Origin of the sequence: Streptomyces exfoliatus, assembly GCF_000725545.1 — a bacterium.
GTDB classification, from domain to species: Bacteria; Actinomycetota; Actinomycetes; order Streptomycetales; family Streptomycetaceae; genus Streptomyces; species Streptomyces exfoliatus.
In genome coordinates, this window is record NZ_JNZP01000008.1 from 203431 (window position 1) to 229933 (window position 26503).

26 protein-coding genes and 2 pseudogenes are annotated in these 26503 nt (G+C 73.5%); 4 read left to right on the forward strand and 24 right to left on the reverse strand.

All coding sequences use genetic code 11. The features are described from left to right. Nucleotides 1-170: 170 nt before the first annotated feature. The 5 genes from IO20_RS0111885 to IO20_RS0111905 all read right to left on the reverse strand — a co-directional run bounded on the left by IO20_RS0111885 (nucleotide 171) and on the right by IO20_RS0111905 (nucleotide 7467). Complete coding sequence (locus tag IO20_RS0111885) at nucleotides 171-2699, reverse strand: polynucleotide kinase-phosphatase (protein WP_030549364.1); 2529 nt, start codon at nucleotides 2697-2699, stop codon at nucleotides 171-173. Next, nucleotides 2696-4297: a 3' terminal RNA ribose 2'-O-methyltransferase Hen1 gene (locus IO20_RS0111890; RefSeq protein WP_078945952.1), complete on the reverse strand. Its 1602-nt coding sequence runs from the start codon at nucleotides 4295-4297 to the stop codon at nucleotides 2696-2698. The genes IO20_RS0111885 and IO20_RS0111890 overlap by 4 nt, the downstream gene beginning before the upstream one ends. A gap of 61 nt (nucleotides 4298-4358) precedes the next feature. Then, a complete protein-coding gene (gene argJ / locus IO20_RS0111895) occupies nucleotides 4359-5561 on the reverse strand; it encodes a bifunctional glutamate N-acetyltransferase/amino-acid acetyltransferase ArgJ (RefSeq protein ID WP_051874412.1) in 1203 nt (400 codons plus the stop codon). 51 nt (nucleotides 5562-5612) lie between these two features. Then, the gene (gene mmuM / locus IO20_RS0111900) at nucleotides 5613-6530 is read right to left on the reverse strand and encodes a homocysteine S-methyltransferase (protein WP_030549356.1); all 918 of its coding nucleotides are present in this window, start codon (nucleotides 6528-6530) and stop codon (nucleotides 5613-5615) included. Nucleotides 6531-6543: 13 nt separating this feature from the next. Beyond that, complete coding sequence (locus tag IO20_RS0111905) at nucleotides 6544-7467, reverse strand: LLM class F420-dependent oxidoreductase (protein ID WP_030549355.1); 924 nt, start codon at nucleotides 7465-7467, stop codon at nucleotides 6544-6546. Between the two features lie 277 nt (nucleotides 7468-7744). Between IO20_RS0111905 and IO20_RS0111910 the strand changes: the two genes are divergently transcribed. Next, nucleotides 7745-7960, forward strand: a complete 216-nt coding sequence (locus IO20_RS0111910; RefSeq protein ID WP_030549354.1) for a hypothetical protein — start codon at nucleotides 7745-7747, stop codon at nucleotides 7958-7960. Between the two features lie 173 nt (nucleotides 7961-8133). On the opposite strand, the gene IO20_RS0111915 is transcribed toward IO20_RS0111910, so the two are convergent. From IO20_RS0111915 to IO20_RS0111940, 6 genes are all read right to left on the reverse strand, one after another. Beyond that, nucleotides 8134-8619, reverse strand: coding sequence for a DUF6099 family protein (locus tag IO20_RS0111915; protein ID WP_030549352.1), 486 nt, complete (start codon nucleotides 8617-8619; stop codon nucleotides 8134-8136). A 153-nt stretch (nucleotides 8620-8772) separates the two neighbouring features. Further along, nucleotides 8773-9162, reverse strand: coding sequence for a nucleotide pyrophosphohydrolase (locus IO20_RS0111920; RefSeq protein ID WP_031127166.1), 390 nt, complete (start codon nucleotides 9160-9162; stop codon nucleotides 8773-8775). An 11-nt stretch (nucleotides 9163-9173) separates the two neighbouring features. Continuing rightward, nucleotides 9174-10583, reverse strand: coding sequence for an AAA family ATPase (locus tag IO20_RS0111925; RefSeq protein WP_030549347.1), 1410 nt, complete (start codon nucleotides 10581-10583; stop codon nucleotides 9174-9176). Nucleotides 10584-10638: 55 nt separating this feature from the next. After that, the gene (locus IO20_RS0111930; RefSeq protein WP_030549345.1) at nucleotides 10639-11070 is read right to left on the reverse strand and encodes a cell division protein SepF; all 432 of its coding nucleotides are present in this window, start codon (nucleotides 11068-11070) and stop codon (nucleotides 10639-10641) included. Nucleotides 11071-11138: 68 nt separating this feature from the next. Continuing rightward, nucleotides 11139-11270: a hypothetical protein gene (locus IO20_RS41980; RefSeq protein WP_281181605.1), complete on the reverse strand. Its 132-nt coding sequence runs from the start codon at nucleotides 11268-11270 to the stop codon at nucleotides 11139-11141. A gap of 21 nt (nucleotides 11271-11291) precedes the next feature. Then, nucleotides 11292-12032 carry a GntR family transcriptional regulator gene (locus IO20_RS0111940; protein WP_051874411.1) on the reverse strand — a complete coding sequence of 247 codons (741 nt, stop codon included), beginning with the start codon at nucleotides 12030-12032 and terminating at the stop codon, nucleotides 11292-11294. Nucleotides 12033-12583: 551 nt separating this feature from the next. On the opposite strand from IO20_RS0111940, the gene IO20_RS0111945 reads away from it, so the two are divergent. Continuing rightward, entirely contained in the window at nucleotides 12584-13270 is a 687-nt protein-coding gene (locus tag IO20_RS0111945; RefSeq protein ID WP_030549341.1) for a 4'-phosphopantetheinyl transferase family protein, read from the forward strand. 356 nt (nucleotides 13271-13626) lie between these two features. Beyond that, on the forward strand, nucleotides 13627-14061 hold the full coding sequence (locus IO20_RS0111950) for a hypothetical protein (protein WP_030549340.1): 435 nt from the start codon (nucleotides 13627-13629) through the stop codon (nucleotides 14059-14061). A gap of 147 nt (nucleotides 14062-14208) precedes the next feature. On the opposite strand, the pseudogene IO20_RS42325 reads toward IO20_RS0111950, so the two are convergent. Beyond that, a pseudogene (locus IO20_RS42325) lies at nucleotides 14209-14953 on the reverse strand (FAD:protein FMN transferase). A 28-nt stretch (nucleotides 14954-14981) separates the two neighbouring features. Continuing rightward, a complete protein-coding gene (locus tag IO20_RS38430) occupies nucleotides 14982-15083 on the reverse strand; it encodes an FMN-binding protein (protein ID WP_245684929.1) in 102 nt (33 codons plus the stop codon). Between the two features lie 89 nt (nucleotides 15084-15172). Here IO20_RS38430 and IO20_RS40250 point away from each other — a divergent pair, with 89 nt between their 5' ends. Continuing rightward, complete coding sequence (locus IO20_RS40250) at nucleotides 15173-15538, forward strand: hypothetical protein (protein WP_157850764.1); 366 nt, start codon at nucleotides 15173-15175, stop codon at nucleotides 15536-15538. Nucleotides 15539-15593: 55 nt separating this feature from the next. Here the strand turns inward: IO20_RS40250 and IO20_RS38440 are convergent. The 11 genes and pseudogenes from IO20_RS38440 to IO20_RS0112015 form a co-directional block, all read right to left on the reverse strand. Next, nucleotides 15594-16302, reverse strand: a pseudogene (locus IO20_RS38440) (ferredoxin reductase domain-containing protein); the annotation flags it as partial. An 86-nt stretch (nucleotides 16303-16388) separates the two neighbouring features. Beyond that, on the reverse strand, nucleotides 16389-17165 hold the full coding sequence (locus IO20_RS0111970; protein ID WP_030549336.1) for a class I SAM-dependent methyltransferase: 777 nt from the start codon (nucleotides 17163-17165) through the stop codon (nucleotides 16389-16391). Nucleotides 17166-17206: 41 nt separating this feature from the next. Then, on the reverse strand, nucleotides 17207-18190 hold the full coding sequence (locus IO20_RS0111975) for an aldo/keto reductase (RefSeq protein WP_051874409.1): 984 nt from the start codon (nucleotides 18188-18190) through the stop codon (nucleotides 17207-17209). Then, nucleotides 18190-19806, reverse strand: coding sequence for a GMC oxidoreductase (locus tag IO20_RS0111980; RefSeq protein WP_063761389.1), 1617 nt, complete (start codon nucleotides 19804-19806; stop codon nucleotides 18190-18192). The genes IO20_RS0111975 and IO20_RS0111980 overlap by 1 nt, the downstream gene beginning before the upstream one ends. 32 nt (nucleotides 19807-19838) lie before the next feature. Beyond that, on the reverse strand, nucleotides 19839-21020 hold the full coding sequence (locus tag IO20_RS0111985; RefSeq protein ID WP_030549330.1) for an acyl-CoA dehydrogenase family protein: 1182 nt from the start codon (nucleotides 21018-21020) through the stop codon (nucleotides 19839-19841). Continuing rightward, the gene (locus IO20_RS0111990) at nucleotides 21017-21721 is read right to left on the reverse strand and encodes a 4'-phosphopantetheinyl transferase family protein (protein ID WP_157854996.1); all 705 of its coding nucleotides are present in this window, start codon (nucleotides 21719-21721) and stop codon (nucleotides 21017-21019) included. The genes IO20_RS0111985 and IO20_RS0111990 overlap by 4 nt, the downstream gene beginning before the upstream one ends. Then, nucleotides 21718-22473, reverse strand: coding sequence for a class II aldolase/adducin family protein (locus tag IO20_RS0111995; protein ID WP_030549326.1), 756 nt, complete (start codon nucleotides 22471-22473; stop codon nucleotides 21718-21720). Before IO20_RS0111995 ends, IO20_RS0111990 begins: the two co-directional genes overlap by 4 nt. Continuing rightward, complete coding sequence (locus tag IO20_RS0112000) at nucleotides 22470-23225, reverse strand: dihydrodipicolinate reductase C-terminal domain-containing protein (protein ID WP_051874407.1); 756 nt, start codon at nucleotides 23223-23225, stop codon at nucleotides 22470-22472. Before IO20_RS0112000 ends, IO20_RS0111995 begins: the two co-directional genes overlap by 4 nt. After that, a complete protein-coding gene (locus IO20_RS0112005; protein ID WP_245684930.1) occupies nucleotides 23218-23496 on the reverse strand; it encodes a hypothetical protein in 279 nt (92 codons plus the stop codon). Before IO20_RS0112005 ends, IO20_RS0112000 begins: the two co-directional genes overlap by 8 nt. Nucleotides 23497-23519: 23 nt before the next feature. Next, nucleotides 23520-24956: a class I adenylate-forming enzyme family protein gene (locus IO20_RS0112010; RefSeq protein ID WP_030549321.1), complete on the reverse strand. Its 1437-nt coding sequence runs from the start codon at nucleotides 24954-24956 to the stop codon at nucleotides 23520-23522. A 5-nt stretch (nucleotides 24957-24961) separates the two neighbouring features. Then, nucleotides 24962-26440, reverse strand: a complete 1479-nt coding sequence (locus IO20_RS0112015) for a nitroreductase family protein (protein WP_106978566.1) — start codon at nucleotides 26438-26440, stop codon at nucleotides 24962-24964. Nucleotides 26441-26503: the final 63 nt, after the last annotated feature.

Sequence of the window (26503 nt, forward strand, 5' to 3'; positions counted from 1 at the left end):
GCAGTTGACGCTCTGTCACGTCGCGGGGTGAAGAACGCTAGAGGGTGCGGAAGAAACGCGTCAACGAGCACGGGGGGCGCAGGGGAGCGCCGTACTCGGCACCCCTGCGCCCCCCGTCGGATCTCGTCGGATCTCGTCGGTCTCTCGTCGATCAGGCCGGGCTCACGGCGTCAGAGCCTCGGGTCCACCGGCTCCGACTCCAGGGCCAGGACCGCGAAGACGGCCTCGTGGACCCGCCAGAGCGGCTCCCCTTCCGCGAGCCGGTCGAGCGCCTCCAGGCCAAGCGCGTACTCGCGCAGCGCCAGGGAGCGCTTGTGGCCGAGGAACCGCTGCCGCAGCCGCTCCAGGTTCTCCGGCCGGGTGTACTCGGGGCCGTAGATGATCCGGAGGTACTCCCTGCCCCGCACCTTCACGCCCGGCTGGACGAGCCTGCCCTTGGGGTCGCGGACCAGCGCGGCCAGCGGCTTGACGACCATGCCCTCACCGCCCGCGCCGGTCATTTCCAGCCACCAGTCGACGCCTGCGCGGACCGACGCCTCGTCGCCGGTGTCGACGACGAGCCGACGGGTGACCTGGAGCAGCCCGGTCGGATCGTGCTCCACGAGCCGGTCGAGCCAGGCCAGCTGCTCGTCGTGGGGTACGGCGGCGAGCGAGCGCCCGGTCGCCGCGAGCAGCTGGAAGGGGGCGAACCGTACGCCCTCCAGGCCCTCGGTCGGCCAGCAGTACCTGCGGTACGCCTCGGTGAACGCGGCCGCGTCCGCCGCCCGTTCCCGCTGCTTGGCGAGCAGCCCGTCGATCCCGTCGACCCCGCGTGCCGCCGCCCGTTCGAGGGCGGCGACGGCGCCGGGGAAGACGGCTCCCGAGGCCGCGCCGACCGCCGCGTACTGGTGGCGGAGCAGTCCGGCCGACTTGAGCGACCACGGCATCAGCTCGCCGTCGAGCAGCAGCCAGTCCGCGCCGAACTCGTCCCAGAGCCCGGCGGCTCCGATCGCGGTCCGCAGCCGGCCGAGGACCTCCTCGGTGACGGGCGGGTCGTCGAAGAAGGGCCGCCCGGTGCGGGTGTGCAGCGCACCGGTCACCCCGTCGACGCCGAAGTGCTCGCGGGCGGCCCCGGCGTCCCGGCAGACCAGGGCAACGGCCCGGGAGCCCATGTGCTTCTCCTCGCACACGACCCGCTCGACCCCGTCCGCCCGGTACTGGGCGAAGGCCTCGGCCGGGTGCTCCAGGTAGCCCTCCTCCTGCGAGGTGGCGGTCGGCGCCATGGTCGGCGGCAGGTAGGTGAGCAGCCGGGGATCGACCGCGAACCGGCTCATCACCTCGAGAGCCGCCGCCGCGTTCTCCTCCCGCACGGCGACGTTGCCGTGCTGCCGGGTCTCCACGATCCGCCGGCCGTGCACGTCGGCCAGGTCCAGGGGACGTCCCTGGTGCCCGCCGGGCGCCTCGGTCGCGAGCGGCCGGGCAGGCTCGTACCAGACGCGCTCGGCCGGGACGTCGACGAGTTCGCGCTCCGGCCAGCGCAGCGCGGTCATCTTCCCGCCGAATACGGCTCCGGTGTCGAGGCAGATGGTGTTGTTGATCCAGGAGGTGTTCGGCACGGGCGTGTGCCCGTACACGACGGTGGCCCGCCCCCGGTACTCCTCGGCCCACGGGTAGCGCACCGGCAGCCCGAACTCGTCGGTCTCCCCGGTGGTGTCCCCGTAGAGGGCGTGCGAGCGCACCCGCCCGGAGGTCCGGCCGTGGTACTTCTCCGGCAGCCCCGCGTGGCAGACGACGAGGTCGCCGCCGTCGAGGACGTAGTGGCTGACGAGTCCTTCGATGAACCGTCCGACCTCCGCCCGGAACTCCTCGCTCTCGCGCCCCAGCTGCTCGATCGTCTCGGCCAGGCCGTGCGTCTCCTGCACCTTGCGGCCCTTGAGCCAGCGGCCGAGCTTGTTCTCGTGGTTGCCGGGGACGCACAGCGCGTCGCCCGCGGCGACCATCGCCATCACCCGGCGCAGCACGCCGGGCGAGTCGGGGCCCCGGTCGACGAGGTCACCGACGAAGACCGCCGTACGCCCCTCCGGGTGGTGGCCGTCGACGTAGCCGAGCTTCGCGAGCAGGGTCTCCAGCTCCGAGCGGCAGCCGTGGATGTCACCGATGACGTCGAAGGGGCCGGTGAGGTGACGCAGGTCGTTGAAGCGGCGCTCCAGGACGACTTCGGCGTCCTCGACCTCCTCGACGGACCGCAGCACGTGCACCTTGCGGAACCCCTCGCGCTCCAGGCCCCGCAGCGAACGGCGCAGCTCGCGGCGGTGACGCTGGATGACGTGCGCGGGCATGTCCGCGCGGTCCGGGCGGGCGGCGTTCCGGCTGCGGCACACGTCCTCGGGCAGGTCGAGGACGATCGCGATGGGCAGCACGTCGTGGGACCTGGCCAGCTGGACGAGCTGCCGCCGGGCCTCCTGCTGCACGTTGGTGGCGTCGACGACGGCGAGGCGTCCGGCCGCGAGGCGCTTGCCGACGATGTAGTGGAGGACGTCGAAGGCGTCCCGGCTCGCGGACTGGTCGTTCTCGTCGTCGGCGACGAGCCCCCGGCAGAAGTCGGAGGAGACGATCTCGGTCGGCTTGAAGTGGCGCCGGGCGAAGGTGGACTTGCCGGAGCCGGTGGCACCGACGAGCACCACGAGGGACAGGTCGGTGACGGGCAGGGTACGGGTCATGCCGCGACCTCCTTCAGGGTCTCGTCGGTACGGGTGACGCCGGTGGTCTCGTCGGTACGGGTGGCGCCGGTGGTCTCGTCGGTACGGGTGACGCCGGTGGTTTCGCCGGTGGTCTCGCCGGCGGGCTTGCTCGTGCGGGCGTCGCCGGTGCGGGTCTCGTCGGTGCGGGTGAAGACGGCCATCTGGGTGGGCGGTCCGACCTCGGGGTCGTCGGGGCCGACGGGCGTGAACCCGACGCCGTACCCGTACCGCTCGGCCACCGACGCGGCCCAGCTCCGGAACTCCTCGCGCGTCCACTCGAAGCGGTGGTCGCTGTGCCGGACGTGCCCGGCGGGGAGCGTGTCCCAGCGGACGTTGTACTCGACGTTCGGCGTGGTCACGAGGACCGTACGCGGCCGGGCCGAGCCGAACACCGCGTACTCCAGGGCCGGCAGCCTCGGCAGGTCGAGGTGCTCGATCACCTCGCTGAGCACGGCCGCGTCGTAGCCGGTCAGCCGCTTGTCGGTGTACGCGAGCGAGCCCTGCAGCAGCTTCACACGGGCCGCCTGCCGCTCCCCCATCCGGTCGAGCCGCAGCCGGCGGGCGGCGACGGTCAGGGCGCGGACGGACACGTCGACACCGACGATCTCCGTGAAGCGGACGTCCTTGAGCAGGGCCTGCACCAGCTGCCCCTGACCGCAGCCCAGGTCGAGGACCCGGCTCGCCTCCGCCGTGGTCAGGGCGGCGAGGATCGCCTCCCGCCGCTGTTCGGCGAGCGGCACCGGCCGCTCCTCGGTGTCGGTCGACTCGTCGACGGCGTTGTCGACGTCGTCGACGTCCAGACCCTCTGCCTCGGCGAGCCGCACCAGTTCGAGCCGCTCCGTCGCCTCGCGGGCCAGGCCCCAGCGGCGGGAGAGGTAGCGTGCCGTGATCAGCTTCCGCTCGGGGTGGCCGGCGAGCCAGCCGTCACCGGCGCGCAGCAGCTTGTCGACCTCGTCGGGCGCGACCCAGTAGTGCTTGGCGTCGTCGAGGACCGGCAGCAGGACGTACAGGTGGTTGAGGGCGTCCGCGAGCCGCAGCTCGCCCTCCAGGACCAGCCGCACGTAGCGGGAGTCGCCCCACGCGGGGAAGTCCGTGTCCAGGGCCACCGGCTCGACGTCCACCGTGTCCCAGCCCAGCGGGCCGAACAGCGCGCGCACCAGGTCCGCGCCGCCCCTCGCGGGCAGCGCGGGGACCTCGACGCGCAGCGGCAGCGGCGCGGCGGCCCGCTCGGGCATCGCCTGGCACACTCCGTGCAGCGCCGTCTTGAATACCTTGGCGAGCGCGACGGCGAGCAGCGAGGACGCCGCGTAGGGCCGGTCGTTGACGTACTGCGCGAGCGCGGAGTCCGGGGCGCCGCCCCGGCCCTTGCCCTTGCCGCGGCGCACCAGCGCCACGGGGTCCACCTCCAGGAGAAGTGCCGCCGTGCACCGCTCGGCGCTCGCCTCTGGGTAGAGGACGTGCGCCGTGCCGTGGGAAGTCGAGAACGTCTGCGCCCGCTCGGGATGCTTGTGCAGCAGAAAGCCGAGATCGGTCGCGGGACGCTCCTGGTTGCCGGTCGTACTGATCGTCAGGAACACCCGTCCGAGTATGGTTCCCCTCTCACCGTCCCCACCAGGCATTTTCGGGCGGCGGGCCCGGTCATGTCGTGTAGTCGGCGTTGACGCGGACGTAGCCGGCGGACAGGTCGCAACCGTAGACCGTGGCCTCGGCCTCCCCGATGCCGAGCGTGATGACGATGTCGACCTCGTCCCGGCGCATGATGTCGGCGAGTGCGTCGAGGGTGTCGGCTCCGGGCTCTTCCGGGTACACCTCGACGTCGCCGAACCGCACGGTCACCTTGTCCGGCGCGATGTCGGTGTCGTCGGTGTTCTTGCCGACGGCCATCAGTACGCGGCCCCAGTTGGGATCGGCGCCGTGGACGGCGGTCTTGACCAGAGGGGAGTTCACCACGCTCTTGGCGATGCGCTTGGCCTGTGCGTGGTCGCCGGCCTGGGCGACGGTGACGCGCAGGAGCTTGGTGGCGCCTTCGCCGTCACCGGCCAGCTGCAGGGTGAGGTCCAGGCAGAGGTCGGCGAGGGCGTCGGCGAACTCGGTCGGATCGACCGGTCCCGCGGCGCCGTTGGCGATGATCGCCACCGTGTCGGAGGTGGAGGTGTCGGTGTCGACGCTCAGGCAGTTGAACGTGCGGTCCACCGCCGCCCGCAAGGCGCCGTCCAGGTCGGCCGCGGACACGTCCGCGTCGGTGAACAGGTAGGACAGCATCGTGGCCATGTTCGGCTCCAGCATGCCGACGCCCTTGGCGACGCCCACGACGCGGGCCTGCCCGACGGTTCGTACGGCGGTCTTCGGGCGGGTGTCGGTGGTCATCATCGCCCGCGCCACGTCCAGCGGCCCCGCCACGAACGCCGCGAGGCCGCCGCCGGCCGCCTCGTCGAAGTGCGCGCGGATGGTGTCCATCGGCAGCGGGCGTCCGATGACGCCGGTGGAGCCGATGAGCACCTCACCCTCCGGGATGCCCAGCATCCCGGCGACGCGGCGGACGACCTCGGCGGCGTTCTCCTCGCCGCGGCGGCCGGTGGCGACGTTCGCGTTCTGGGCGAGTGTCGTCACGGCCCGCAGGTTCCGTCCGGCGGCGTGCGCGCGGCTGAGGACGACGGCCGGACCCGCGAAGAGGCTCTGGGTGAACACCGCCGCGCTGACGGCCGGCCGGTCCGACGCGACGACGGAGATGTCGTCGCCGTGGGCGCGCAGACCGCCGTTCCCCGTGTAGGCGCGAAAGCCGGTCGGCCACGTCAGGGAGTCGGAGTCCCCAGCGCTCTCGAATGCATGATCATGCGTCATGTTGCATATATTTACATGTCAAGGATCCGCTGTCCATGGGGTTCCGGCGACTCAGCTCCCCTCCTCCCCGGCGGCCAGGGACGCCGCCAGAGCCGCGATCGTGGCGGGGCCCACCCGGCAGCAGCCACCGACGATCCGGGCACCGGCCGCGGCCCATTCGACGGCGCGGGCGGGGTCGAAAGCCGTCTCGCCGCGCCAGCCCCGCCCACGGGCGTCCCACAGTTCACCGCTGTTGGGATAGACGACAGCCGGCTTGCCGGTCGCCACCGCCGCGCGTTCCACTGCGGCCCCCGCCCCGGCCGGGTCGCAGCAGTTGACCCCCACGGCGACGACCTGGTCGTTCCCGGCGGCGACCGCGAAAGCCTCCGCCAGGTCCTGCCCCGCCCGGGTCAGGCCGCCCTCGACCGTGTACGACAGCCACACGGGCACCCCGCACCCCTCGGCCGCCCGCATCAACGCCTCCGCCTCCACCACGTCCGGAACCGTCTCCAGGGCGAGCACGTCCGGCTCCGCCGCCACGAGCGCCTCGATCCGGGGCCGGTGGAACGCCTCAAGCTCCCGTACGGAAAGCCCGTACCGTCCCCGGTACTCGCTCCCGTCCGCGAGCATCGCGCCGTACGGCCCCACGGACGCGGCGACCCAGATCTCCTCCCTGACGCGCCCCGCAGCCGTCCGGGCCAACTCCACGCTCCTCGCGAGCAGCCCGGCCGCCTCCGCGCGGCCGGCGCCCCGCCGGGCGAAGCCCTCGAAGGTGGCCTGGTAGCTGGAGGTGATCAACACCCGGGCACCGGCCCGTACGTACGCCGCGTGCGCCGCCTCGATCTGCGCGGGCCCGTCGGCGAGGAGCCGCGCGGACCAGAGCGCGTCCGTGAGGTCGCATCCCTGCGCCTCCAGCTGGTTGGACAGCCCGCCGTCGAGGACGAGCACCCCCGCCCCGAGGGCTTCGGCGAACGTGCGGACCGGCTTCATCGGAGCGCTCCCCTCATCCCAGCTGCGACTGGACCTGTGCGGAGATCAGCTCCAGGTGGTCCAGGTCGTCCAGGTCCAGGACCTGGAGGTAGACCCGGGAGGAACCGACGGCCGCGTACCTCCCGAGCTTCTCGACGACCTCGGCGGGCGAGCCCGCGAGACCGTTCGCCTTCAGTTCGTCCACGTCGCGCCCGATGGCGGCGGCCCGGCGGGCCACCTCTGCGTCGTCCTTGCCGACGCAGACGACCAGCGCGTTGGAGTACACGAGGTCGCCGGGCGCCCGCCCCGCCGCCTCGGCCGCGGCCCGGACCCGGCCGAACTGCCGCTCGCTCTCCTCCAGAGAGCCGAAGGGAAGGTTGAACTCGTCCGCGTACCGCGCGGCCAGACGCGGCGTACGGCTCGCGCCGTGCCCGCCGATCAGCACCGGCACCCTCTCCTGGGCGGGCTTGGGCAGCGCGGGAGAGTCGGTGAGCTGGTAGAACTCCCCGTCGTAGCTGAAGGTCTTGCCGACCTCGGTCTCCCACAGACCGGTGACGATCGCCAGCTGCTCCTCGAGGCGGCCGAACTTCTCCTTGGGGAACGGAATGCCGTAGGCCTTGTGCTCCTCCTCGAACCACCCCGCCCCGAGCCCCAGCTCGACGCGCCCGCCGGACATGCGGTCGACCTGGGCGACCTGGATGGCGAGGACGCCGGGAAGCCGGAAGGTACCGGCCGTCATCAGCGTGCCGAGGCGGATCCGCTTGGTCTCCCGGGCGAGCCCGGCCAAGGTGATCCAGGCGTCCGTCGGTCCGGGCAGCCCGTCGGCCGAGCCCATGCTGAGGTAGTGGTCGGAGCGGAAGAAGGCGTCGAATCCGAGGTCCTCCGTGGCGCGTGCCACCGTGAGGAGGGTGTCGTAGTCCGCCCCCTGCTGGGGTTCGGTGAAGATGCGAAGATCCATGCCTCCATCCTGCACCGTCGGGTGCGTGTCAACCTCTCCGTCAAGCTCTCCGCTGCTCCGTCAACGTCCCCGTCACCTCCTTGATCGCCGCGGCTCGGTCGGGTGAATATCCGGCCCCCTGGCGGGCCGCGTCCACCCCGGCCAGTGACCGGGGCCCGGCACCCGTCGTTGGCTCGGGCGGAGCCGGACCGCCCGGCCCGCGCGCCGGCGGCCGCTGCCGGTGCGTCTCTCTCGTGGCCCCGTCCTCGATGGCGGGGTCCGGGCCCAGGAGGCCGCCATGTCCCAGGAAGCCGCGCCGGAGCGGGCCGTGCCCGAGCAGCCGGTGCCGCAGTCCGTGCCCGAGCAGAAGGGCGCCGGTGCCCCCAAGGGCCTGCTCCAGCAGATGGAGGAGCTGATGGCGGCGCTCTCCGCCGACCTCTCCCAACTGGACGCCGACCTCCAGTCCACGACCGACCGCGACGAGCCGGCCCAGCAGCGACCCGAGCAGCACTAGCCGGACGAGCGACGCCAGTCGGGCCAGGGCGAGCCGGACGGCAGACGCGGGCGCGATCAGCGCAAGCCGGGTCTGCGCGAGGGGGGCCTGCGCGAGCGGGGTCGCCACCGGTCGGGTCGGCCCGCACCTGACCGCCATGAGCGGGACCGGCACCGGCCCACGCCGTGCGCCGCTCACCACCGGCCCCGCCCCGGGCCCGCGCGCCCCCGGGCGGGGTCGGGCGGGCGGGCCCGCTCCCCGTCGCGGACGGCCAGGCGCCGCAGCATCCCGCGCACCCGGTCGCTCGACTCGTCGGCGGCGTCGATGGCCTCGATGCACTGCCAGTAGAGCCCCTCCTCATCGGTGGCGACGGCCACTCCGACCAGCGCGATCCCCACTTCCCCGAGCAGCTCACCCAACGCGGTCAACGACCCCTGCGGGTCGGCCACTTCGGAGAGCTGGGCCGCACGCGGCCCGTCCGAACCCCACGCCTGGTACTCCCCGATCTCACTCAGACCGCGCGCCTCGCCGCGCAGCTCCTGCGGTCCGCAGAGCGCGAGATGATTCCCTATCGCCTGGGCGAGGGCCTGCGCCTGCCAGGCCTCCGCCACGATGCCCTGTGCCGTCCCGCTCTCCGCCAGCGCGTGCCGGCCAAGCGCGATGAGCCGCTCCGCTTCCATCAACGCCGCCCCCGTTCGTACGACTTATCTGCCCACTCACTCCATTACCCAGAGTGAGGCCGCCTGAGCCCCAACACCAGGGGAATTCGGAAATCTGTGGACAGGGGGCACGACGGGGAAAAGTCGATCACTCCGAAGAGTGACGATCTACGGTCACGCCTCTCCCTCACCCTCCCTCTCGGCCTCTCCCTTGCCCTCCTCCCCCGCCTCACCGCCCCGCTTCCGCACCGGAAATCTGACCTCGTTGCGGTCGATCTTCGCCGCGAGGGCGGCCAGCGGATCGATCCCGAGCACCGTGCAGAACTGGAGGAGATAGGCGAGGACGTCCGCCACCTCGTCGGCGACCCGGTGCGCCGAACCGGAGTCGTCCATCACCCGCTCCGCCTGCTCGGGCGTCAACCACTGGAAGATCTCCAGGAGTTCGGACGCCTCCACGCTGAGCGCCGCGGCCAGGTTCTTGGGCGTGTGGTAGGGCTGCCAGTCGCGGGCCGCCGCGAACTCGGCCAGTCTCCGCTGAAGTCCCGCTACGTCGTTGCCCGTCACGTCATTGTCCGTCACGCCCCCAGGTCTACCACCGTCACCCCGGGCGTCCCGCGCGCCTCCTCCGCCGCCCGGTCCCCGACCGTCCCGGCGATCCGGATGTGTCCGTCGGCGGCGATGCCCGTGGCCAGCCGCAGGAGTTCGGTCACCTGACGCCCGTCGAGTCCCCGGTCGAGGCCGTCGGCGAGCAGCGTCAGGGACTGCATGGCGTCGGGCACCTCGGCGATCCGGTCCATCGCGAGCACGCCGGGCCCCGTGAGCAGGGTGAGCGCGAGGGCGAGATAGCGCAGTTCGCCGTCGCCGAGGCGGCCGAGCGGGGTCGCGGGCCGACCGCCCCGTTCGAGGACCGCCCGGACGGTGCCCTCCGGGAGTTCCTGCACCGCGAGTCCGGTGACGGGTCCCGCGCAGCCGGCTCCGGCCAGGATCGCGAGGCGCTGGTGCCGGCGGGGGCAGTCGGTGTGGGTGCGGTGCAGGACCTCGGCGAGGTTGCCGCAGCCGCGTCGCAGCCGCCCCTCGCCCGGGGGCACGGGAGCCCGCATCCGCTCGGGACGGGGGTCGCAGGCGAAGGCGGACCGCAGTCCGATGACCACCTGCTCGGCGGCGGCCAGGACCTCCAACTGCCCCGGGGTCTTCCCCGCGACCCGCAGCGGCAGCAGAGCCGTACCCAGGAGGTCGTCGGGGAACGGCGCCCGCGTGACGGGCGTCGTGCCTGCGGTGTGCCACTCGGCCTGGACGGTGCTGCGGCCCGGGTCGCGCAGTGCGGTGGCGAGCAGGGTGCGGCCACGGCCGGTCAGCCGCTCGCCGACGATACGGAGGCGGGGCTCGGCCTGCACCGCGAGGTCCAGGTGGACCGGACCCTCCGGTCCGTCGACCGTGCATCCGATGCGGAAGCCGCGCCTGCCCTGGGCGTCGGGCCTGGCCCGCTCGGGGACGCAGTCGGCCGCGTCGGGGAACACCTCACCGAGCGGATCGCCCGCGCCGAGGCGGGCCAGCGCCTCGTACGCCCGCAGGGTGGTGGACTTGCCGCTGCCGCTGGGCCCGGCGAAGAGGGTGACAGGACCCAGCGCGTGCACGGCGGCGCGGTGTCCGGCGAACGCGGACAGCCGCAGCTCGGTGACGGCGGGCCGTGCGCGCGGCCGGCCGCCCTCTCCGCCGACCGCGCCTCCCGCCCCGCTCTCGACGCCGCGTCCGGCCTCGCCCTCGGAGCCGCGTCCGGCTCCCCGCCGGGGCCGGCACTCCGCCGGGGCCGGCCCCCGCGCCTCGGGGACGGAGGCGCGGAGGGAGGCGGAGCCGCGAGGGGAGGTGCCGTGGGAAGGAGAGCCGACGGAGGGAGCGCCCGGGGAAGGCGCGACGGGGAAGGGCGTGACGGGGGAAGGGGCGACGGTGGAGGAGTCGTCGAGCGTGAAGCCGCCGGTGAGGTCCATGCCCGGACCGTACGCAGTCCATTCCCTGACGAACCGTTACGTCGAGATGACCTTCCTACGATCGGGGGACGCCGGCGCTCCTGCCCCGGACGGCTTCCTCCTCGTCCTCGCCCTCCGCGCCCTCGACCTCCGTGCCGGCCGGGGCGAGAAGAAAAACGTTCCGGTCGACGCGGTGCATCACGCTGCCGAGACCGAAGACGACACCGCTGCTGAAGTCGAGGATGCGCTTGGCGACCTCGGTGTCGGCGCTCGTCAGGTCGAGGAGCACCGGGATCTGGGCGATGAGGTACTCGGCGACCTCACGGGCGTCGGCGAACACCTGCACGCGGAGCACGACCATACGGCGCTGCTCGGCGGACTCGTACTGCTCGGGAATGCTGCGGTGGTCGACCCTGGACGGCCATTCGTCACGGCCGCGCAGGGGCACGACCTGGGCAAGGCCTTCCCACTGCTCGTCGGTGACGTCGTACCTCTCGTACCTACTCATGGCCCCATCCTCCCGCTCCTCACCCGTTCGGCCCAACAACGACACGAGGTGATGCCCGGATGGCGCAGCTATGCGCTCTTGTCCGCCCCGGCGAGGCTCTTGTCCGCCTCGACGTCGGCGCGACGGAGACCGGCGGGGGCGCGCAGGAATCCGAGCCGGAGGCCGGGGGCCATCACCTTGGAGAAGGAGCCGAGCAGCACGCGGCGGGGTCCGGTCGCTCGCTATCGGCCCGTCGCACGGTCGGCGGTCGACTCGTCGCGGGCGTCGGTCGACTCGTCGCGGGCGTCGGTCGACTCGTCGCGGGCGTCGGCCCACAGGGACCGTACGTGGCCGAGGTGGCGGCGCATGCAGGCCTCGGCCCCGGGTGCGTCGCCGGCGATCATCAGGTCGAGGAGTTCGAGGTGTTCCTCCGCGGAGGAGACGAGCTTGCCCGCCTCGTCCAGGCCGGTCAGACCGTAGAGGCGGGAGCGCTTGCGCAGCTCCCCCACCGTCTCCACCAGGCGGTCGTTGCCGGCGAGGGCCAACAGCGCGAGATGGAAGCGGCGGTCCGCCTCCAGATAGCCGATGAGGTCGTGTTCCCTGGCGCGGGCCACGATCTCCCCGGCGATCGGGCGCAGCGCCTCCAGCCGCTCCCGGTGGGCCGTCCTCGTGACGCGTCCGACGGTGGGCACCTCGATGAGGGTGCGCAGCTCGGTGAACTGGTCGAGGTCCCGTTCGCTGACCTCGGTGATACGGAAGCCCTTGTTGCGGACGGGTTCGACCAGGCCCTCGCGCGCCAGGTCGAGCATGGCCTCGCGGACGGGGGTGGCGGAGACGCCGAGGTCGTCGGCGAGTCCGGGGGCCGAGTAGACCTGGCCCGGCCGGAGTTCGCCGGCGATGAGCGCGGCGCGGAGCGCGTGCCCGACCTGGTCGCGGAGGCGTTCCTGCGCCCTGACGAGGCCGTACTGCTTCAGGTCACCCATCGTGCGCCCTCCGGGATGTCACGGAGGGGCATCGTACAATGTCACGTTTCCCCTTCTGCCGTGCGGGAGTTGGCGCCCTCGCGCGCAGCGCGCGGGTGGGGCGCCACCGGGGCGGCCGACGAGGTCCATGGAGGGCCTGATCGCCTGGATGAACTCGACTTCAGATGCCCAACGGAGCAGTGCGTGAAGGGACTTGCAGAGCGGTAGGGCGTGAGCTTCTTGACGGCGACGATGCTGCCGTCGGCGTGCAGGGCCTCGGCGCTGCCGTGGGCGGAGACGCCGGGCATGACCCGCGACCATGATCCCGTGCCAGGGGTGGGCGCGATGCGCGGGGGCTTGCTCGTGGGCCATGAAGGACGCTCCCCTGTGCGGCGTGTGACAGTTCAGTGGCGCCACGGGGAGCCGCGAGGGCACCGATCCCGACGTCGAGTCGCCGGACGCGCACGTTACGTTGGGCGCATGACGGAAGTGACCCGCAGCAGGATCGGGCGCGGGGCGCGCCGGCCTCACGAACCGCACGGGCGGCGCGGCGCTGTGGCGGCGCGGTCATCGTGATCGAGGACCTGATACCCGCGCCCGCGAGCGCCGCCCACACCTTCCTCGACTCCGAGTCGGCCGTCCGGGCCCTGTTCCCGGAAGAGGCAGCCGTCGTCGCGCGCGCCGTACCGAAACGGCGGCAGGAGTACGCGGACGTCCGTATGTGCGCCCGGCGGGCGATGAACGCGCTGGGCGTGCCCGCGGTGGCGCTCGTACCGGGGCGACGGGGCGCCCCGCGGTGGCCGGCGGGTCTCGTGGGGAGCATGACCCACTGCGCCGGGTACCGCGCGGCCGTCGTCGGACACGTCCGCGACTACCGCGGCCTCGGCATCGACGCGGAACCGAACGAACCCCTGGGCGAAGGACTGCTGGAGTACGTCTCCCTGTCGCAGGAGCGCGTCAGGATCCGCGCACTGACCGCGTCCGCACCGGAGGTCCACTGGGACCGCCTGCTGTTCAGCGCCAAGGAGTCGGTGTTCAAGGTCTGGTACCCGCTGACGGAGCGCGAACTCGACTTCGAGGAGGCGGACATCCGGATCGACCCGGACGCGGGAACGTTCACCGCGCACGTCGCCGTTCCTGCCGAAGGCCCGGACGGCGAGCACCTGAAGGTGATCGAAGGCCGCTGGCTCTGCCGCGATGGGCTCGTCGTGACGGCCGTCGCACTCCGGCGTACGAACGCCGGTGACGCACCCCGGTGACGCCGTCCGCTGCTGAGCGGCCGGCCGGTGCTCCGGGGGTGGTAGGTCCAGGGGCGAAGGCGCTCCACCGTGCGGTGCCATCGCCTCGGCCGGCTCGCGCTGTAGCCGGGTCTCGGCCCGCGGGCCGTCGAGGTGGGTGACGTGCTCGCGGGCGAGGGCCATGGTGTCCGCGACGGCACGTCGCGTATGCGGTCGGCGGCCGCGGCTACGTCCTGCCGCCGGCACTCGCTCCCCTCGGGTACGAACTCGGCCCCGTCCCCGCGGAACTGGCCCAGCACCACCTCGACCGTCTGGCCGCCCGGGAGCGCGCCTCCTCCTGAGTGACGGACGTACGCGCCCGCGTAGGGTGCGCAGGCATGGGAGCAAGCAGATGGTCGTACTTCACACCGTTCCGTGAGAGCGAACAGCAGGCGCTGAACGCTCTGCGCGAGGCGGTCTTCGCCCAGGATGCCGAGTACTACCGGGAGGAAGGCGTCGAGACGTTGGCGGCCCTGACGGCGAGCGGTTGGCTGGCGGAGGAGCCGGCGCATTCGGTGCTGGACGTCGAGCGCGTGGTCCGCTGCGACGAGGGCCTGGAGGAGCCCGGCGACGTGAGGGTGGTCGAAGCGGCGGAGGTCGTCGAACTGTTCGGGACGGCCCGACCCGTGCGGGAGGTCGTCGAGCAGGCCCTGAAGCGGTCCGGAGACGGCTGGTTCCCCCCGTCCGACCGCGGCTCCGGCTGCTGCACGGTCGTCCACAGCGCCGAGGGCCACCCGACGGAGCTGTGCTTCTGGGGCTTCACCGGCGACTGATCCGGACCGCACTCGTGCCCGAAGTCGGCCGCGAGCGGGGCTGGTTCGGGCGACGTGCCGTCAGCCGTGCGTCATCCCGGTGAGCACCGGTGGCCGTTCCGCCCCCGTACGACGGAACGGCCACCGGCGGTTCGTCCGCCCGAGGTGTCAGGCGGTCCAGCGGGCGAAGCCGGAGCTCTGCCAGGTGGCGCCGGAGGCGGTCGTCGACAGGCCCTCGGCGTCCGGCTGTTCCTCCGGCCAGGAGCGGGCGCCGCCGCCCGTGGCGTACGCGGCGGTGGCGAAGGCGTCGGCGACGCTGAGCGTGGCTCCGACGACCGTCATCGCCGCCGCCGGGTCCCTGGGCGGTTCTCCCGTGTGCGGGTCGAGGATGCGGCAGCCGCGTTCCGCCGGGCCGGACGTCGCCACGGCCGCGTCGGGAACATCGGCGCCCACACCTCCACCACCGCGGCCAGGGCGCCCGGCTGGAGGGGGTCGGCGAGGCCGATGCGCCAGGGCCCGCCGAGCAGCTGGATGTCGCCGCCCCGTTGACACACGCGGCGTCGCAGCGGGCCGCCATGGCCAGCACGCGGGCCGCGCGTTCCGTGGCCCAGCCCTTCACCAGGCCGGTCGGATCCCATCCGCCGGCGCCTCGACCTCCCGCGTACCGGGGAGAGAACCAGCCCCGCGTCCGCCGCTCCATGTCCTCGCACAGGCGCGTCACCTCCCGGACGTCCGGGCCGCACCGCTCACGGGTGGGCTCTCCGCGCGTCAGGCGGCTGACCTGGCTGTCCTCACGGTACGGGGAGAAGACACGGTCCACATGAAGCAGGAAGTCCAGCGCCTCCGCGAGCGCCTCGGGCGTACGGGAGACGTCGGAGCACCCGCGTACGTCGAACGAGAAAGCCGTGCCCATCACGTGTTCCACATGGCGTACGCGCGGCTCAGACACCTGCCGCGTCCAGGGCGCTCTGGAGCGACCGGCGATAGCCGGCGCTGGTGTAGGTGGCTCCCGACACGGAGTCGTTGTCCGCGCTCTGCGCCACCAGCGTCCGCTGGTGGAGCTGGGGAATCGCCTCGGCGGATACGTCCCGGATCCGGTGCGGTCGTCTCGGTCGTGGTCACGGTCGGGGCCGTGGTCGGGGTCGGGGTCCGGGTCGCGGTCGTACGCGACGCCGACGGTACGGCCGAGGGCGACGCACTCGCCGGGGCAGAGGCGCTCGCCGAGGCGCTCACCGTGGCCGACGGCGAGACGAGGGCGGAGGACGAGGCTCCGGCCTCGGCGCGGACCGCGGACGGCACGGAAGTGCCCGGGCCCGCCGCGTCGTGGGCGGGCGACGGATCCGCGGTCGGCTTGAGCGCGAGCGGCAGGACGACCGCGGACCCGGTGCCCGCCCCGGCGAGCACCGCCCTGCGGAGCGGACGATTCTTCCTCACACCCCGCTCAGCGTCAGGGAGCCGCCGCGCGTCACACAGGGCCGGCGGACGATGGGTTCGGTAGCGGATCGGTTCGGCGGCGGATCGGTTCGGCGGCGGATCGGTTCGGCGGCCGAGGCTCAGGAGGCGAACGACTCGTGGTGGATCCGCCGGTCCGGCACGGCCGTCTCCCGCAGGGCGGCGTACGACTCCACGGCGAGCCCTTGCCGCCCGCACACGTCCACGTCGTGCCGGGCGATGTCCGGCAGGATCCGGCGCAGCATTCCGGCGGTGATCGACGGCCGCCTGACGTCCGGCCCGTCGACCGCGTACAGGAGCTGCGCCCCCCGGTCGTCCGCGATGGCCTCCAGCTCCTCGCGCAGAGCGAGGTCCTCCGCCGTGCGGGCCCGGTACAGCAGTGTCAGATCGCGCCCGGCGCCCGGGAGCGTCTCGAACAGCGCCCGCAGCGGAGTGATGCCCGCGCCTCCCGCGATCAGCAGCACCGTGCCGCGGCTGCGGCGGGCGGCGGTCAGGGATCCGTACGGGCCCTCGGCCCACACGCGGGTACCCGGCCGCAGCCCGGCGAGGGCCGCGCCGTGCCCGCCGACGGCCTTGACCGTGATCCGCGGGAGATCGGGCCGGGGCGGCGCGGAGAGCGAGTACGGGCGCGCCGTCCAGCGCAGCCCCTTCGTGAGGGAGCGCCAGCGGAAGAACCGCCCATATCGGAGTCAGCACGCGATGCCAGAGGAGCAGCACGCCGACCACTCCGTACAGCACGTGCCAGGCGGTGCGGGCGGCCCGGTCGGCGATGAACTCCACCCCCGTGGCGAGCTGGTGCCAGAAGGCGAGGCCCGCGCACCTTACCCACCGGCCCGAAGGCGGGCCCCCGTCACCCCGGACTCCGCCCCGACGTCACGCGCCGCCCGCACCCGCCGTCACTCGCCCCACTTCATGTAGATGACCGGGGGCTCGCGGCCCGGCAGCTGGCGCAGCGGGGCCATGTCGAGGCCGAAGACCTCGCGCAGGGCCGTGGTCTCCCCCGGCCACTTGGGGTGGGCCAGCTCGTCGAAGGCGAGGATGCTGCCCTTGGTCAGGTGCGGCTTGATGGCCAGCAGGAGTTCCTTCGTCGGCTGGTACAGGTCCAAATCGAAGTAGGCCATCGCGATGACCGTCTCCGGGTTCTCCTCCAGGTAACGCGGGACCGTCTCGCGGACGTCGCCCTGGACCACGAAGGAGCGCTGGGTGTGTCCGAAGGGCTCGGTGGCCTCGTGGGCGGCGAGCACCTCGCGCAGGTGGTCGACCTCGCCGTCCGGGGTCGCGAAGCGGCCCGGCACGGCGCTGGTGCTCACCTTGTCGACGTCCTTGATGTCGTCGGGGAAGCCGGTGAAGGTGTCGAAGCCGACGATGCGGCGCAGCGAGTTGTACGGCTCGTAGATGCTGCGCAGGGCCGTCAGCGTCGCCAGGTGGCGGCCGTGGAGCACGCCGAACTCCATGATGGTGCCGGGCACTTCCGGCAGCATGCGGTAGAGGGCGTCCATGGAGAGCAGGTCGGCGAGCTGCTGGCGGCGCAGGTACACCGGCAGGTTGTCGATCAGGTACTCGGGCGGGATCGGCGTGTCGACGAGGAGCTTGGTCAGGCGCTCGCGGGCGTCGCGGTCCTGCGCGGACTCGTGCGGGACGATCCGCGGGTCGGTGTACTTGTTCTCGCTCATGGGGGTGTGTTTCCTTTCGTTTCGTTCCGTGTGCGTGAGGTTCAGGAGAGCCAGCAGTCCGGGGCGGGACCGCCGCGGCCCACGGGAGGGAAGAGTTCGTCGAGCCGCGACGTCAGCGACTCGGGCAGGGGCTGTTCGAGGGCCTGGAGCGCGCCGTCGACGTGCGCCCGGGTGCGCGGGCCGATCACCGCGGAGGTCACCCCGGGGCGCGAGAGCGTCCAGGCCATGCCCACGACGGCCGGGTCGAGGTCGTGTTCCGCGCAGAGCCGCTCGTAGTCGTGGACGGTGTCGTACTGCTCCTGGAGGGCCTGTGCCGCGCGGCCCTGGGCGGACTTGACGGCCGTGCCCGCGCGCTGCTTGGCGAGAACGCCGCCCAGGAGACCGCCGTGCAGCGGCGACCAGACCAGCAGGCCGAGGCCGTGGGCCCGGGCCGCGGGGATGACCTCCAGTTCCGCGTACCGGCTGACCAGGTTGTAGACGCACTGCTCCGAGGCCAGGCCCAGCGTGTTCCTGCGCCGGGCGGCCGCCTGGGCGGACGCGATGTCCCAGCCGGCGAAGTTGGACGACCCGACGTAGCGGACCTTGCCCTGCGTCACCAGCATGTCCATCGCCTGCCACACCTCGTCCCAGGGCACGGAACGGTCGATGTGGTGCATCTGGTAGAGGTCGATCCAGTCCGTGCCGAGGCGCCTGAGCGACGCCTCGCAGGCCGCGACGATGTTCCGGGCCGACAGCCCGCTGTCGTTGAGCCCGTCGCCCATCGGGTCGCCCACCTTGGTGGCCAGGACCACGCGGTCACGGCGGCCCGGCTCCTTGTCGAGCCAGCGGCCGATGACCTCCTCGGTGTGTCCCTTGTGGACGCGCCAGCCGTAGGTGTTGGCCGTGTCCAGCAGGTTGATGCCCCGGTCGAGGGCGTGGTCCATGAGGTCACGCGCCTCGTCCTCCTCGACCCGTCCGCCGAAGTTGACGGTGCCGAGTGCCAGGCGGCTGACGCGCAGGCCGGTGCGGCCCAGCTGGGTGTGCATCACGTGTCCTGCCCTTCCTTCGGCGCGGCGGCGACCGCGGACGCGGCGCTCCGGGTGCCGCTGATGCGGCGTGCGATGTCGTGGGCCCCGATGACGGCCAGCGCGACGCTGGTGAGGGTGGGGTTGCAGGCCGTACGCGTGGGGATGACGCCGTTGCCCGCGACGTAGAGGTTGTCGACGCCCCACACCCGTCCCGCGGGGTCGCAGACGCTGGTGCCGTCGTCGTCCGGGCCCATGCGCACGGTGCCCTGGTAGTGCAGGGAACTGCCCGAGGGCAGGACCCAGGCCCGCTCGCCCTCGGCGGGGCGGCCCAGGACCTTGCTCAGCCGCAGCGCCTCCTGCTCGGCCTCCGCGAGCGTCGCGCGGTCCTCCTCGTCGAGCGTGTGGTGGATCGTCATGGCGGGCATGCCGGCCCAGTCCCGCTCGGTGTCGCTGAACTCGAGCCGGTTCTCGGGCCGCGGGCGCTGGGAGGTGAACAGGTGCACCGCGACCAGTGGTGCGTCCGCCTCCCGGGTCCGCGCGCCGTTCGACACGGTGGCGGGGTCGATCCGGGTCAGCATGCCGTGGAAGGGGTAGCGCCGGCCCTCGTACGGGATCCACGTGACCCCGCCGGGCGGCTCGCACTCCCCCTCGGCCGCGGCGTACCCGTGGACCTCGGCGATCACCGAGACCTGCGGGTGCTCGTTGAGGTAGCGGCCGAGGGCCCGGGGACGCACCCCCGAGGCGAAAAGGAGTTGCGGGGTGCGCAAGGGGTCGGCGGCCACCACGACGTAGTCGGCGCCCACCACGTGGCCGTCTCCGGTGCCGCGGTCGCGCAGCCGCACGCCGACGGCCCTCCCGTCGCGCACCAGGACCCGTTCGCACAGGGTGTTCGCGCGCAGTTCGACGCTGCTGCCCGGACCCGTCGGGAGTTCTCCGAGGATGACGTCCGTACCGTGGCGCCGCAGTTCACCGCCGACGCGGGTGGCGGCCAGGGGCATGGCCCGCACCGTGCGGTCGGGGGCGCGTCCCTGGTCGAGTTCCCGTCCCAGCAGGTGGCGCACGTGCGCGGCGAAGGGGGAGTCGTCGCACTGGGTGCTGTCCACGCGGAGCAGGCGTTCCGCGGTCTCGTACGCCTCGTCGAGCTCGGCGGGGGGCACGCAGCCGACGCGCTCGTCCTCACCGGCGCGCGGGGCGGCGCCGAACCACAGGACGCCCATGCCACCCACGCCGCACACCTGCTGGGCGGCGGGCAGGCCGTCGGCCGTCAGGTCGCCGGAGCCCACGGCGAACATGCCCGGCCTGTCGACGAGGGCCCGCGCGCGCTCCTCCGGGCTCTGGTTGTGCGCGACGGCCGAGGCGGCGGCCGTCGCGTACGGACGCTGGTGGGGGCCCTGGGCGGCGACCCTGGCGCGCCGCTGTTCCCCGGCGTCGGTGATCGTGGTCAGGTGCCGGCCGGGCGGGTCGGTGAGCACGGGGCCCGCCTCGACCAGCAGGACGCGGGCCGTGGGGTGCGCCGCGTGGATCTGGTGGGCGTACGCGGCGCCCGCCGGGCCGCTGCCGACGACGACCACGTCGACGGCGGCCGGGATGTCGCCGGGGCCCTCGACCGGCGCCCCGGACTGGTGTGCTGACATGCTGTTCCTCCCTCGGAGCTCGGGTCGGCGGGTCACAGGGACCGGGCGACGATGACGCGCTGGATCTGGTTGGTGCCCTCGATGATCTGGAGCAGCTTCGCCTCACGCATCCACCGTTCGACCGGGTGGTCCTCGACGTAGCCGTAGGCGCCGAGCGCCTGGACGGCGTCCGTCGTGACCCGCATCGCGGTGTCGGTGGCGAAGAGCTTGGCGCGGGCCGCGGCGGCGGTGACCGCCGACGCGCTCGCGCCGGAGTCCAGCGTCCGCGCCGCCTCGCGCACCAGGGCGCGGGCCGCGGCGATCTGCGTGGCCATGTCCGCGAGCAGGAACGAGAGGCCCTGGAAGTCGATGACGGGGCGGCCGAACTGGCGACGGGTCTTCGCGTACGCGACGGCGTGCTCCAGTGCCGCGGTGGCGAGGCCCACCGCGCAGGCGGCGATGCCGAGCCTGCCGCGGTCGAACAGTCCGGAGGCGATCAGGAAGCCCTTGCCGGGCCGTCCGATCAGCCGGTCCGCCGCGACCTCGGCGCCGTCGAACACCACCGAGGCGGTGGGCGAGGAGCGCACGCCCATCTTCTTCTCCGGGCGCTGCACTTCGAGGCCGGGTGTGGCGGAGTCGGCGAGGAGCAGCGAGAGGCCGCGCACGCCCGGGCCGCCGGTGCGGCAGAAGACGTTGTAGAAGTCGGCCTGTCCGGCGTGGCTGGTCCACGCCTTGGTGCCGTCGACGGTGTAGGTGGCGTCGTGCTCGCTCCGCCTGGCCGTGCAGGAGATGGCCCCGATGTCGGAACCCGCCTCGGCCTCGGAGATGCAGTTCGCGCCGAGCTGCTCGCCACCGAGCATGCCGGGCAGCCAGCGCTCGCGCTGGGCGTCGGTGCCGAAGGCGGCCAGCGGGTAGCACGCGAGGGCGTGGATGTTGACCGACTGGGCGACCGCGAGCCATCGCCTGGCCAGGATCTCCAGGACGCTCACGTGCACTTCGTGGCTCTGGCCGCCGCCACCGTACTCGGTGGGGTAGGGCAGGCCCAGCAGTCCGGCGCCGCCCAGCGTCCGCAGGATGTCGCGCGGGAAGCGCGAGGCGGCCTCGAACGCGTCGGCGTGGGGCGCGAGTTCCTTGTCGGCCAGTGTCCCGGTCAGCGCCAGCAGGTCGCGGACGACCTCGTCCTGTTCCGTCGGCAGGTGCCTCGGGAGGCTTTCCGTGAGGGGCAGGGCTGTCATGGTGACGTCGGTCCATCTTCCGGTGGGTGGGGGCGGGGTGCGGGTGCCCGGTGGGGGGCGAGCAGGGCCAGCGCGAGCGTGGCCGGGTTCTGCGGCCGGTCGTAGGCGACACAGACGGCGACGCCGCGCAGCGGGTGCAGGACCCGCCAGCGCAGTCCCCGTCGGCTTCCGCCGTCGGCCAGCAGCGCTCCCGGGTGCGGGGCGGGCAGGTTGATCGGCGTGGTCCCGGTGACCTTGGCGCACGCCTCGTGGATCGCCCAGCGCCTGGCGACCGCGACGGCCTGCCGTTCGGCGGGCAGGGCGGCCAGTTCGCGTTGCTGCGCCGGTGAGCAGCAGCGGCGCAGCAGGCCCTGGGTGGGTGGTACGGGGACCTGGACGTCGACGCCCACCGCGCGGCCGGCGGCCACGGCGACGGCGATCGTCCCCTGGCTGTGCGAGACGCTGATGCCGGTGCCCGGCAGGTCCACCAGGACGGGCTTGCCGCGGTCGGTGGAGCCGATGCGGCAGGTCCGTGTCCAGCGTCCCAGGGCGCGCTCGAGGGCCCAGCGCAGCAGCGTGCGTCCGGCGGTGAACTCGTCTGCCCTGTGGGGCGCGTACCCCCGTGCCTGGCGCCGTTCCTCGGCGCTGAGCAGGTGGGTGTGGGGTGCCGTCGCCGCCGCCGTGGCGCAGGCCACGAGGATGTCGTGGCGGGCCGGGCTCATCTCCACGTGGCGGCTTCGGGCCAGACGCGCCTGACGCGCCGGACCGCGTAGTCCCAGTAGGAGCGCACCGACAGGTCCGCGTAGATGAAGTCCCGTTTGAGGGCGACGTCGTCGTCGGTGGCCCAGGTGTAGGGGACGCCGCTCTGCTCCGCGAGCAGTTGCAGGCGGCAGGCCCGCTCCAGGACCTGGGCGAAGACCGCGGCGTGCCGCACGCTCTTGCCGACGATCACCCCGCCGTGGTTGCGCAGCAGCACGCCCTCGGCGTCGCCGAGCGCCTCGGCGATGGCGTCGCCCGTGGCCTGGTCCAGGACCGTGTTGCTGGTCCGGGTGAACAGGGCGAGGTTGCCGGTGAAGTGCGCGCCGTCGTGCGAGACGGGGCGCAGTTCGAGGTCCGTGGCACCGAAGACGAGGGTGTGCGGGGCGTGGCTGTGCACGATGCCGTTGACGTCGGGGCGCGCCCGGTAGATCGCCTGGTGCAGCGGGAGTTCGGGCGGCGCGAGCGGGTCGACGGGGGCGTCGGGGTCGATGGACGCGGCCACCACTTGGCCGGGAGTGGCCTCGTCGAACCCGCAGAGCGCGTTCTTGATGAAGAACGTGTCGGAGCCGGGTGTCCGTGCGGATATCTGGCCCTGGTTGAAGTCGTCGTGGCCGTCGAGGGAGAGCATGCGCGCCCCGGCGGCGATCTGGCCGGCCAGCCGGGCCCGGGCAAGGGTGGGGCGGGTGGCCGGACCGGTTGCGGTGCCGGTGGTCACGGGGCGTCCTCCCGGTCGTCGTCGGCGGTCCCGGCCGCCATGGTGGCCAGCAGGTCGTCGAAGACCTGGTGGATCGTGTACATACCGCGGGCGCGTCCGGCGGCCCACTGCGCCGCTCCGATCGCACCGGCCGCGGCGGCGTCGAGCGAGCCCACCTGGTGGGTGAGCGTCAGGGTCTGTTCGGGCCAGGTGAGCCGGACCTCGTGGTCGCTGACCGCGGGGCCGCAGCGCAGCGAGGCGACGTCGACGGCGGGCCTGTGGGTGTGCCGCTGCCACTGCCGGGCGAGCCGGGAGGCCGTGGTGCTCGGCCGGTGCCGCTTGGTGGCGGGGTGGCGTTCGAGGACGGCCGCTTCGGGGATCGCGCCGGTGATCCCGGCGCGGTCCATGGTGGTGACCACGTCGGCGACCACGCGCAGCGCGCGGGTCTGGAGGTAGTTGCCCAGGGACAGGTTGGGAGCGAGGACGACGGCGGTGCCGGCGGCCCTCTCCCCCAGTACCCGCAGGTGGTGCTCGTCGAGCCCGGAGACGCACTCCACGAGGGGGACGTCGAGGCGGGCGCTGAGGGCGGCGGCGTGCGTGACGGCCTCGGGCGCCGAGCAGTCGACGAGGACGCCGGGCGCGGGCTCCGTGTCGCACCGCTCGGGGCTCCGCGGGTCGAGGAGGTGGGCGGTGAGTCCCTCCTCCGTGGCGAGCCGGTGCACGGCCCGGGCGAGGCGGCCCGTGCCGAAGACGCCGATGACGGTCTCAGGCATCGGCGGCCTGCTCTTCGCGCAGGTGGCGACAGACCAGTTCGACCAGGGCGTCGATCGTCTCGAAGTGGTCGCTCTCCTCCTCGGGGTCGAGGTAGACGCCGAGCTCGTTCTCCACCGTGTCGATCATGCGGATGTAGGCCAACGACGAGTAACTGACCTGGGGCAGCGACCAGTCGGCGGCCGCCAGGTCCTGTTCGGTCAGGTCGCCCTCCGCCGAGCTGAGCACGATGCGCACGAGGTGCGGGCGGATGTGGTCCGGGGAGGCCGTCATGGCTGCGCTCTCCTTGGGTGTGGTCACTGGAAGTCCTGCGGGGTGTCGAACAGGCGGCGCAGCTCCGCGGTGGCGGGCTTGCCGCTGGTGCCCCGGGGTATGCGGGGCACGATGCGTACGAGGCTGGGGACCTTGTACGGGGCGAGGCGCTCGGCGACGTACCGGCGCGGTGCGGCGGGGTCGAGGTCGGGGGCTCCGGCGAGCACCGCCGCGAGTGCGGCCGTGCCGTGCCGGTCGGTGATCTCCAGGACGACCGCGTCGTCCACTCCCGGTGCCCCGGCGAGGGCCGTGGAGACCTCCACGGCGTCGATCTTTCGACCGCCGATGTTGATGACCTGGCTCGTGCGCCCGGTCAGGACGAGGCTCCCGTCCCGCAGGCGGCCCACGTCGCCCGTGCGGTAGAAGCCGTCCGGGTCGATCCGCTGCTCCAGCACGCCGGGGGCGTTGAGGTAGCGGGTCCCCATGGACTGGCTCCTGACCGAGACGACACCCGGCTCCCCGGCGGCGCCGGCGCGCAGTTCGACGCCGGGCAGCGCCTGGCCGAGGCCGGGGTCGGTGCGCGGGTCGGCGGCGAAGGTGAGCGGCCCGGCCTCGGCGATGCCGTAGTAGTTCTGCAGCGGCACGCCGGTGCTCTCCTCGAACAGCCGCTTGGTGCCCGGGTCCAGGGGTGCGGCGGACGAGATCGCCATGCGCAGGCCGGGCAGCGGTCCGGGGCCCGACCCGTTGCGCACCAGCGACTCGTACAGGGCGGGGAACCCGATGAGGCGGGTGGCCCCGCTGTCGCGCAGGGTGCGGGTGACCGCCCCCGCGGTCGGCAGTCCGCTGCCCAGGCGCAGGCACGCGCCGACGAGGAACGTGGAGAGGAGGGAGGTGTTGAACGCCAGGCCGTTGGAGAGCGAGGCGAAGCACACGATGGTGTCCTGGGCCGAAATACCGGTGCCCTCGGCCCAGTTGGCGGCCGCGCGGTACACGGCCTCGCCGCGGAACTCGATGCAGCTGGGGGAGCCGGTGGAACCGGAGGTGAAGCGGCAGACCTCCGTCTCCCGGTGCAGCCCGGGGCGGTCCGGCATCTCGGGGAAGCGGGTGACGCGCAGGGAGCCCGGAGCGGCGAGCCGGGTGCCGTGGCCGGGCACCGGGGTGGCTTCCTCGTGGACCAGCAGGTCGAGTCCGCAGCCGCGCTGGATGCCCTCGGTCTCCTGGGGCCCGGCGGCCCGGTCGATGAGGAAGGGCACGCAGCCGGCCCGCAGGGCGGCCAGGTACGCCACCACGTAGTCGGCGGAGTTGGCGGCCTGGATGCCGACGCGCGGCCGGTCGCGGCCGGTGAGCAGGGCGGCGAGAGCGGTCGCGTACCGGTTCGCGGCCGCGTCGAGTTCGCGGTAGGTCAGCGTGGTGTGCCGGTCGGCGACGGCGGGTGCGTCGCCGTGCTCGCGCAGGGCGCCGGTGATGATGTCGGTGAGCATGGCCGTCACCGCTGTCCGTGGGCGTGGGCGGGCTGGAGGCGGTCGATCTTGACCGCGGAGGTGCCGGGGGTGCCGAGCATGGCGACGTAAAGGACCTCGTCCTCGTCCGCGAGGCCCGCCAGGGAGTGCCAGCGTCCCGCGTCGAAGCCGCCGATGGTGGTGACCGCGGTGCCGGTGGCGGTGGCTCCGAGGTAGACGAGGTGGGCCAGTGCCCCGGAGCGCAGCAGCGCTTCGTCGACGCCGCGCATGCCGTGCCGGAACACGTCCTGGTGCCGGGCGTGGAAGACGACGGCGGCGCAGGTGTGGCGCAGCTGCTCCTGGCCCATGCAGAAGCGCACGATGTCCTCGGCGCTCGCGGGGGTGGTGCTGGTGGGTTGGGCGGCGATCCCGCCGTTGCCGAGCACCGGGTAGGCGCCGGGGGCGAGTCCGGTGACGCGGCGGGCGACCAGGGTGGCGCCGAAGCCGGGGGACGCGGGCAGGTCGGTGGCCAGCGGGGTGCCCAGGGCGGACAGGACCTCCCGGAGGCGCTGCAGGGGGAGTGCGGCGTCGCCGAAGTCCTTGGCCGAGCGCCGCCGGGGGGCGAGGTCCGCCAGGGCGTCGGAGGTGGGCGGATGGGCCTCGCCTTCGCGTTCCGGGGCGAGCAGGGGGCGCAGTCGCGGGGTGGCGGGGAGGGCCGGCGGGCTCTGCAGGCGTGGCAGCAGGCCGCGCCAGCATCGGGCCTCGGAACCGTTCCTGACGCGGGGCACCGGCGGTATGCCCCGCCGGTCCGTGCAGGTCCAGTCGGACACGGACGGCTGCCCCGTGCCGATGCGGTCGGCCACCAGCAGGACGCTGTGGGGGGCGAGGTGGTGCTCGTCCAGGCGCAGCAGGGCGCCGAGGTGGCCGGGGGCCGCCCTGGTCAGCCACTGGGCCCGCCGGTGGCCGCGGCCGGCCAGGCAGAGCAGGTGGGTGCCGAGGTGGGCGGCGTCCAGCTGCGCGTACAGGTAGCCCCGGTCGTCGTACTTGCGGATGGACATCCACGGCCGTACGGCGATGAGGACCAGGAAGGCGTCGGGCGTCGGGAGCGCGAGCCCGCCGCGGGCCAGTGCGTCGGCGACCTGCTCCCCTTCGTGGAGCAGGCGGCAGCCGCGCCGGGTGACGTCCACGGAGAAGACCCGCGGTCCGCCGGGCCCGTTCGTGACGACGTAGGTCTCGTACGGGTACAGCGCGCCGGCCGAGGGCACCGAGGGTCCGCCGTGCAGCGACCCCTCCGCGGAGGCCTCGAGCAGGGCGAGCGCGCCGCGCAGCTCCCCGGGCAGGTCGATGCGCCGAGGTTCGGGGGTGCCGTCGGGGACGGCGGCGAGGGACATCTGCTGCCAGAAGCGCAGGGCGTCGTCCGTGGCCGCGTCCGCGGAGCGGGGGCGGGGGCCGGTGGCCGCGTCCCCGATGTCGGCCTCGACGCGCTCGGTCGGCCGGCCGTCCATCACGGAGGCTTTGTCGTTCACCGGTTCGCTTCTCCTTCCTGCCGAGGTGGGTTCGGCCTCGGCGTCTGAGTTGTCGCTTGCGAA

Bases quoted from the DNA above. Each gene is read 5' to 3' on its own strand.
- IO20_RS0111885 (WP_030549364.1), bottom strand. From the start codon at position 2,699: ATGACCCGTACCCTGCCCGTCACCGACCTGTCCCTCGTGGTGCTCGTC.
- argJ (WP_051874412.1), bottom strand. From the start codon at position 5,561: ATGACGCATGATCATGCATTCGAGAGCGCTGGGGACTCCGACTCCCTG.
- mmuM (WP_030549356.1), bottom strand. From the start codon at position 6,530: ATGAAGCCGGTCCGCACGTTCGCCGAAGCCCTCGGGGCGGGGGTGCTC.
- IO20_RS0111905 (WP_030549355.1), bottom strand. From the start codon at position 7,467: ATGGATCTTCGCATCTTCACCGAACCCCAGCAGGGGGCGGACTACGAC.
- IO20_RS0111910 (WP_030549354.1), top strand. From the start codon at position 7,745: ATGTCCCAGGAAGCCGCGCCGGAGCGGGCCGTGCCCGAGCAGCCGGTG.
- IO20_RS0111915 (WP_030549352.1), bottom strand. From the start codon at position 8,619: ATGGAAGCGGAGCGGCTCATCGCGCTTGGCCGGCACGCGCTGGCGGAG.
- IO20_RS0111925 (WP_030549347.1), bottom strand. From the start codon at position 10,583: ATGGACCTCACCGGCGGCTTCACGCTCGACGACTCCTCCACCGTCGCC.
- IO20_RS0111930 (WP_030549345.1), bottom strand. From the start codon at position 11,070: ATGAGTAGGTACGAGAGGTACGACGTCACCGACGAGCAGTGGGAAGGC.
- IO20_RS0111940 (WP_051874411.1), bottom strand. From the start codon at position 12,032: ATGGGTGACCTGAAGCAGTACGGCCTCGTCAGGGCGCAGGAACGCCTC.
- IO20_RS0111950 (WP_030549340.1), top strand. From the start codon at position 13,627: ATGGGAGCAAGCAGATGGTCGTACTTCACACCGTTCCGTGAGAGCGAA.
- IO20_RS0111970 (WP_030549336.1), bottom strand. From the start codon at position 17,165: ATGAGCGAGAACAAGTACACCGACCCGCGGATCGTCCCGCACGAGTCC.
- IO20_RS0111975 (WP_051874409.1), bottom strand. From the start codon at position 18,190: ATGCACACCCAGCTGGGCCGCACCGGCCTGCGCGTCAGCCGCCTGGCA.
- IO20_RS0111980 (WP_063761389.1), bottom strand. From the start codon at position 19,806: ATGTCAGCACACCAGTCCGGGGCGCCGGTCGAGGGCCCCGGCGACATC.
- IO20_RS0111985 (WP_030549330.1), bottom strand. From the start codon at position 21,020: ATGACAGCCCTGCCCCTCACGGAAAGCCTCCCGAGGCACCTGCCGACG.
- IO20_RS0111990 (WP_157854996.1), bottom strand. From the start codon at position 21,721: ATGAGCCCGGCCCGCCACGACATCCTCGTGGCCTGCGCCACGGCGGCG.
- IO20_RS0112000 (WP_051874407.1), bottom strand. From the start codon at position 23,225: ATGCCTGAGACCGTCATCGGCGTCTTCGGCACGGGCCGCCTCGCCCGG.
- IO20_RS0112005 (WP_245684930.1), bottom strand. From the start codon at position 23,496: ATGACGGCCTCCCCGGACCACATCCGCCCGCACCTCGTGCGCATCGTG.
- IO20_RS0112010 (WP_030549321.1), bottom strand. From the start codon at position 24,956: ATGCTCACCGACATCATCACCGGCGCCCTGCGCGAGCACGGCGACGCA.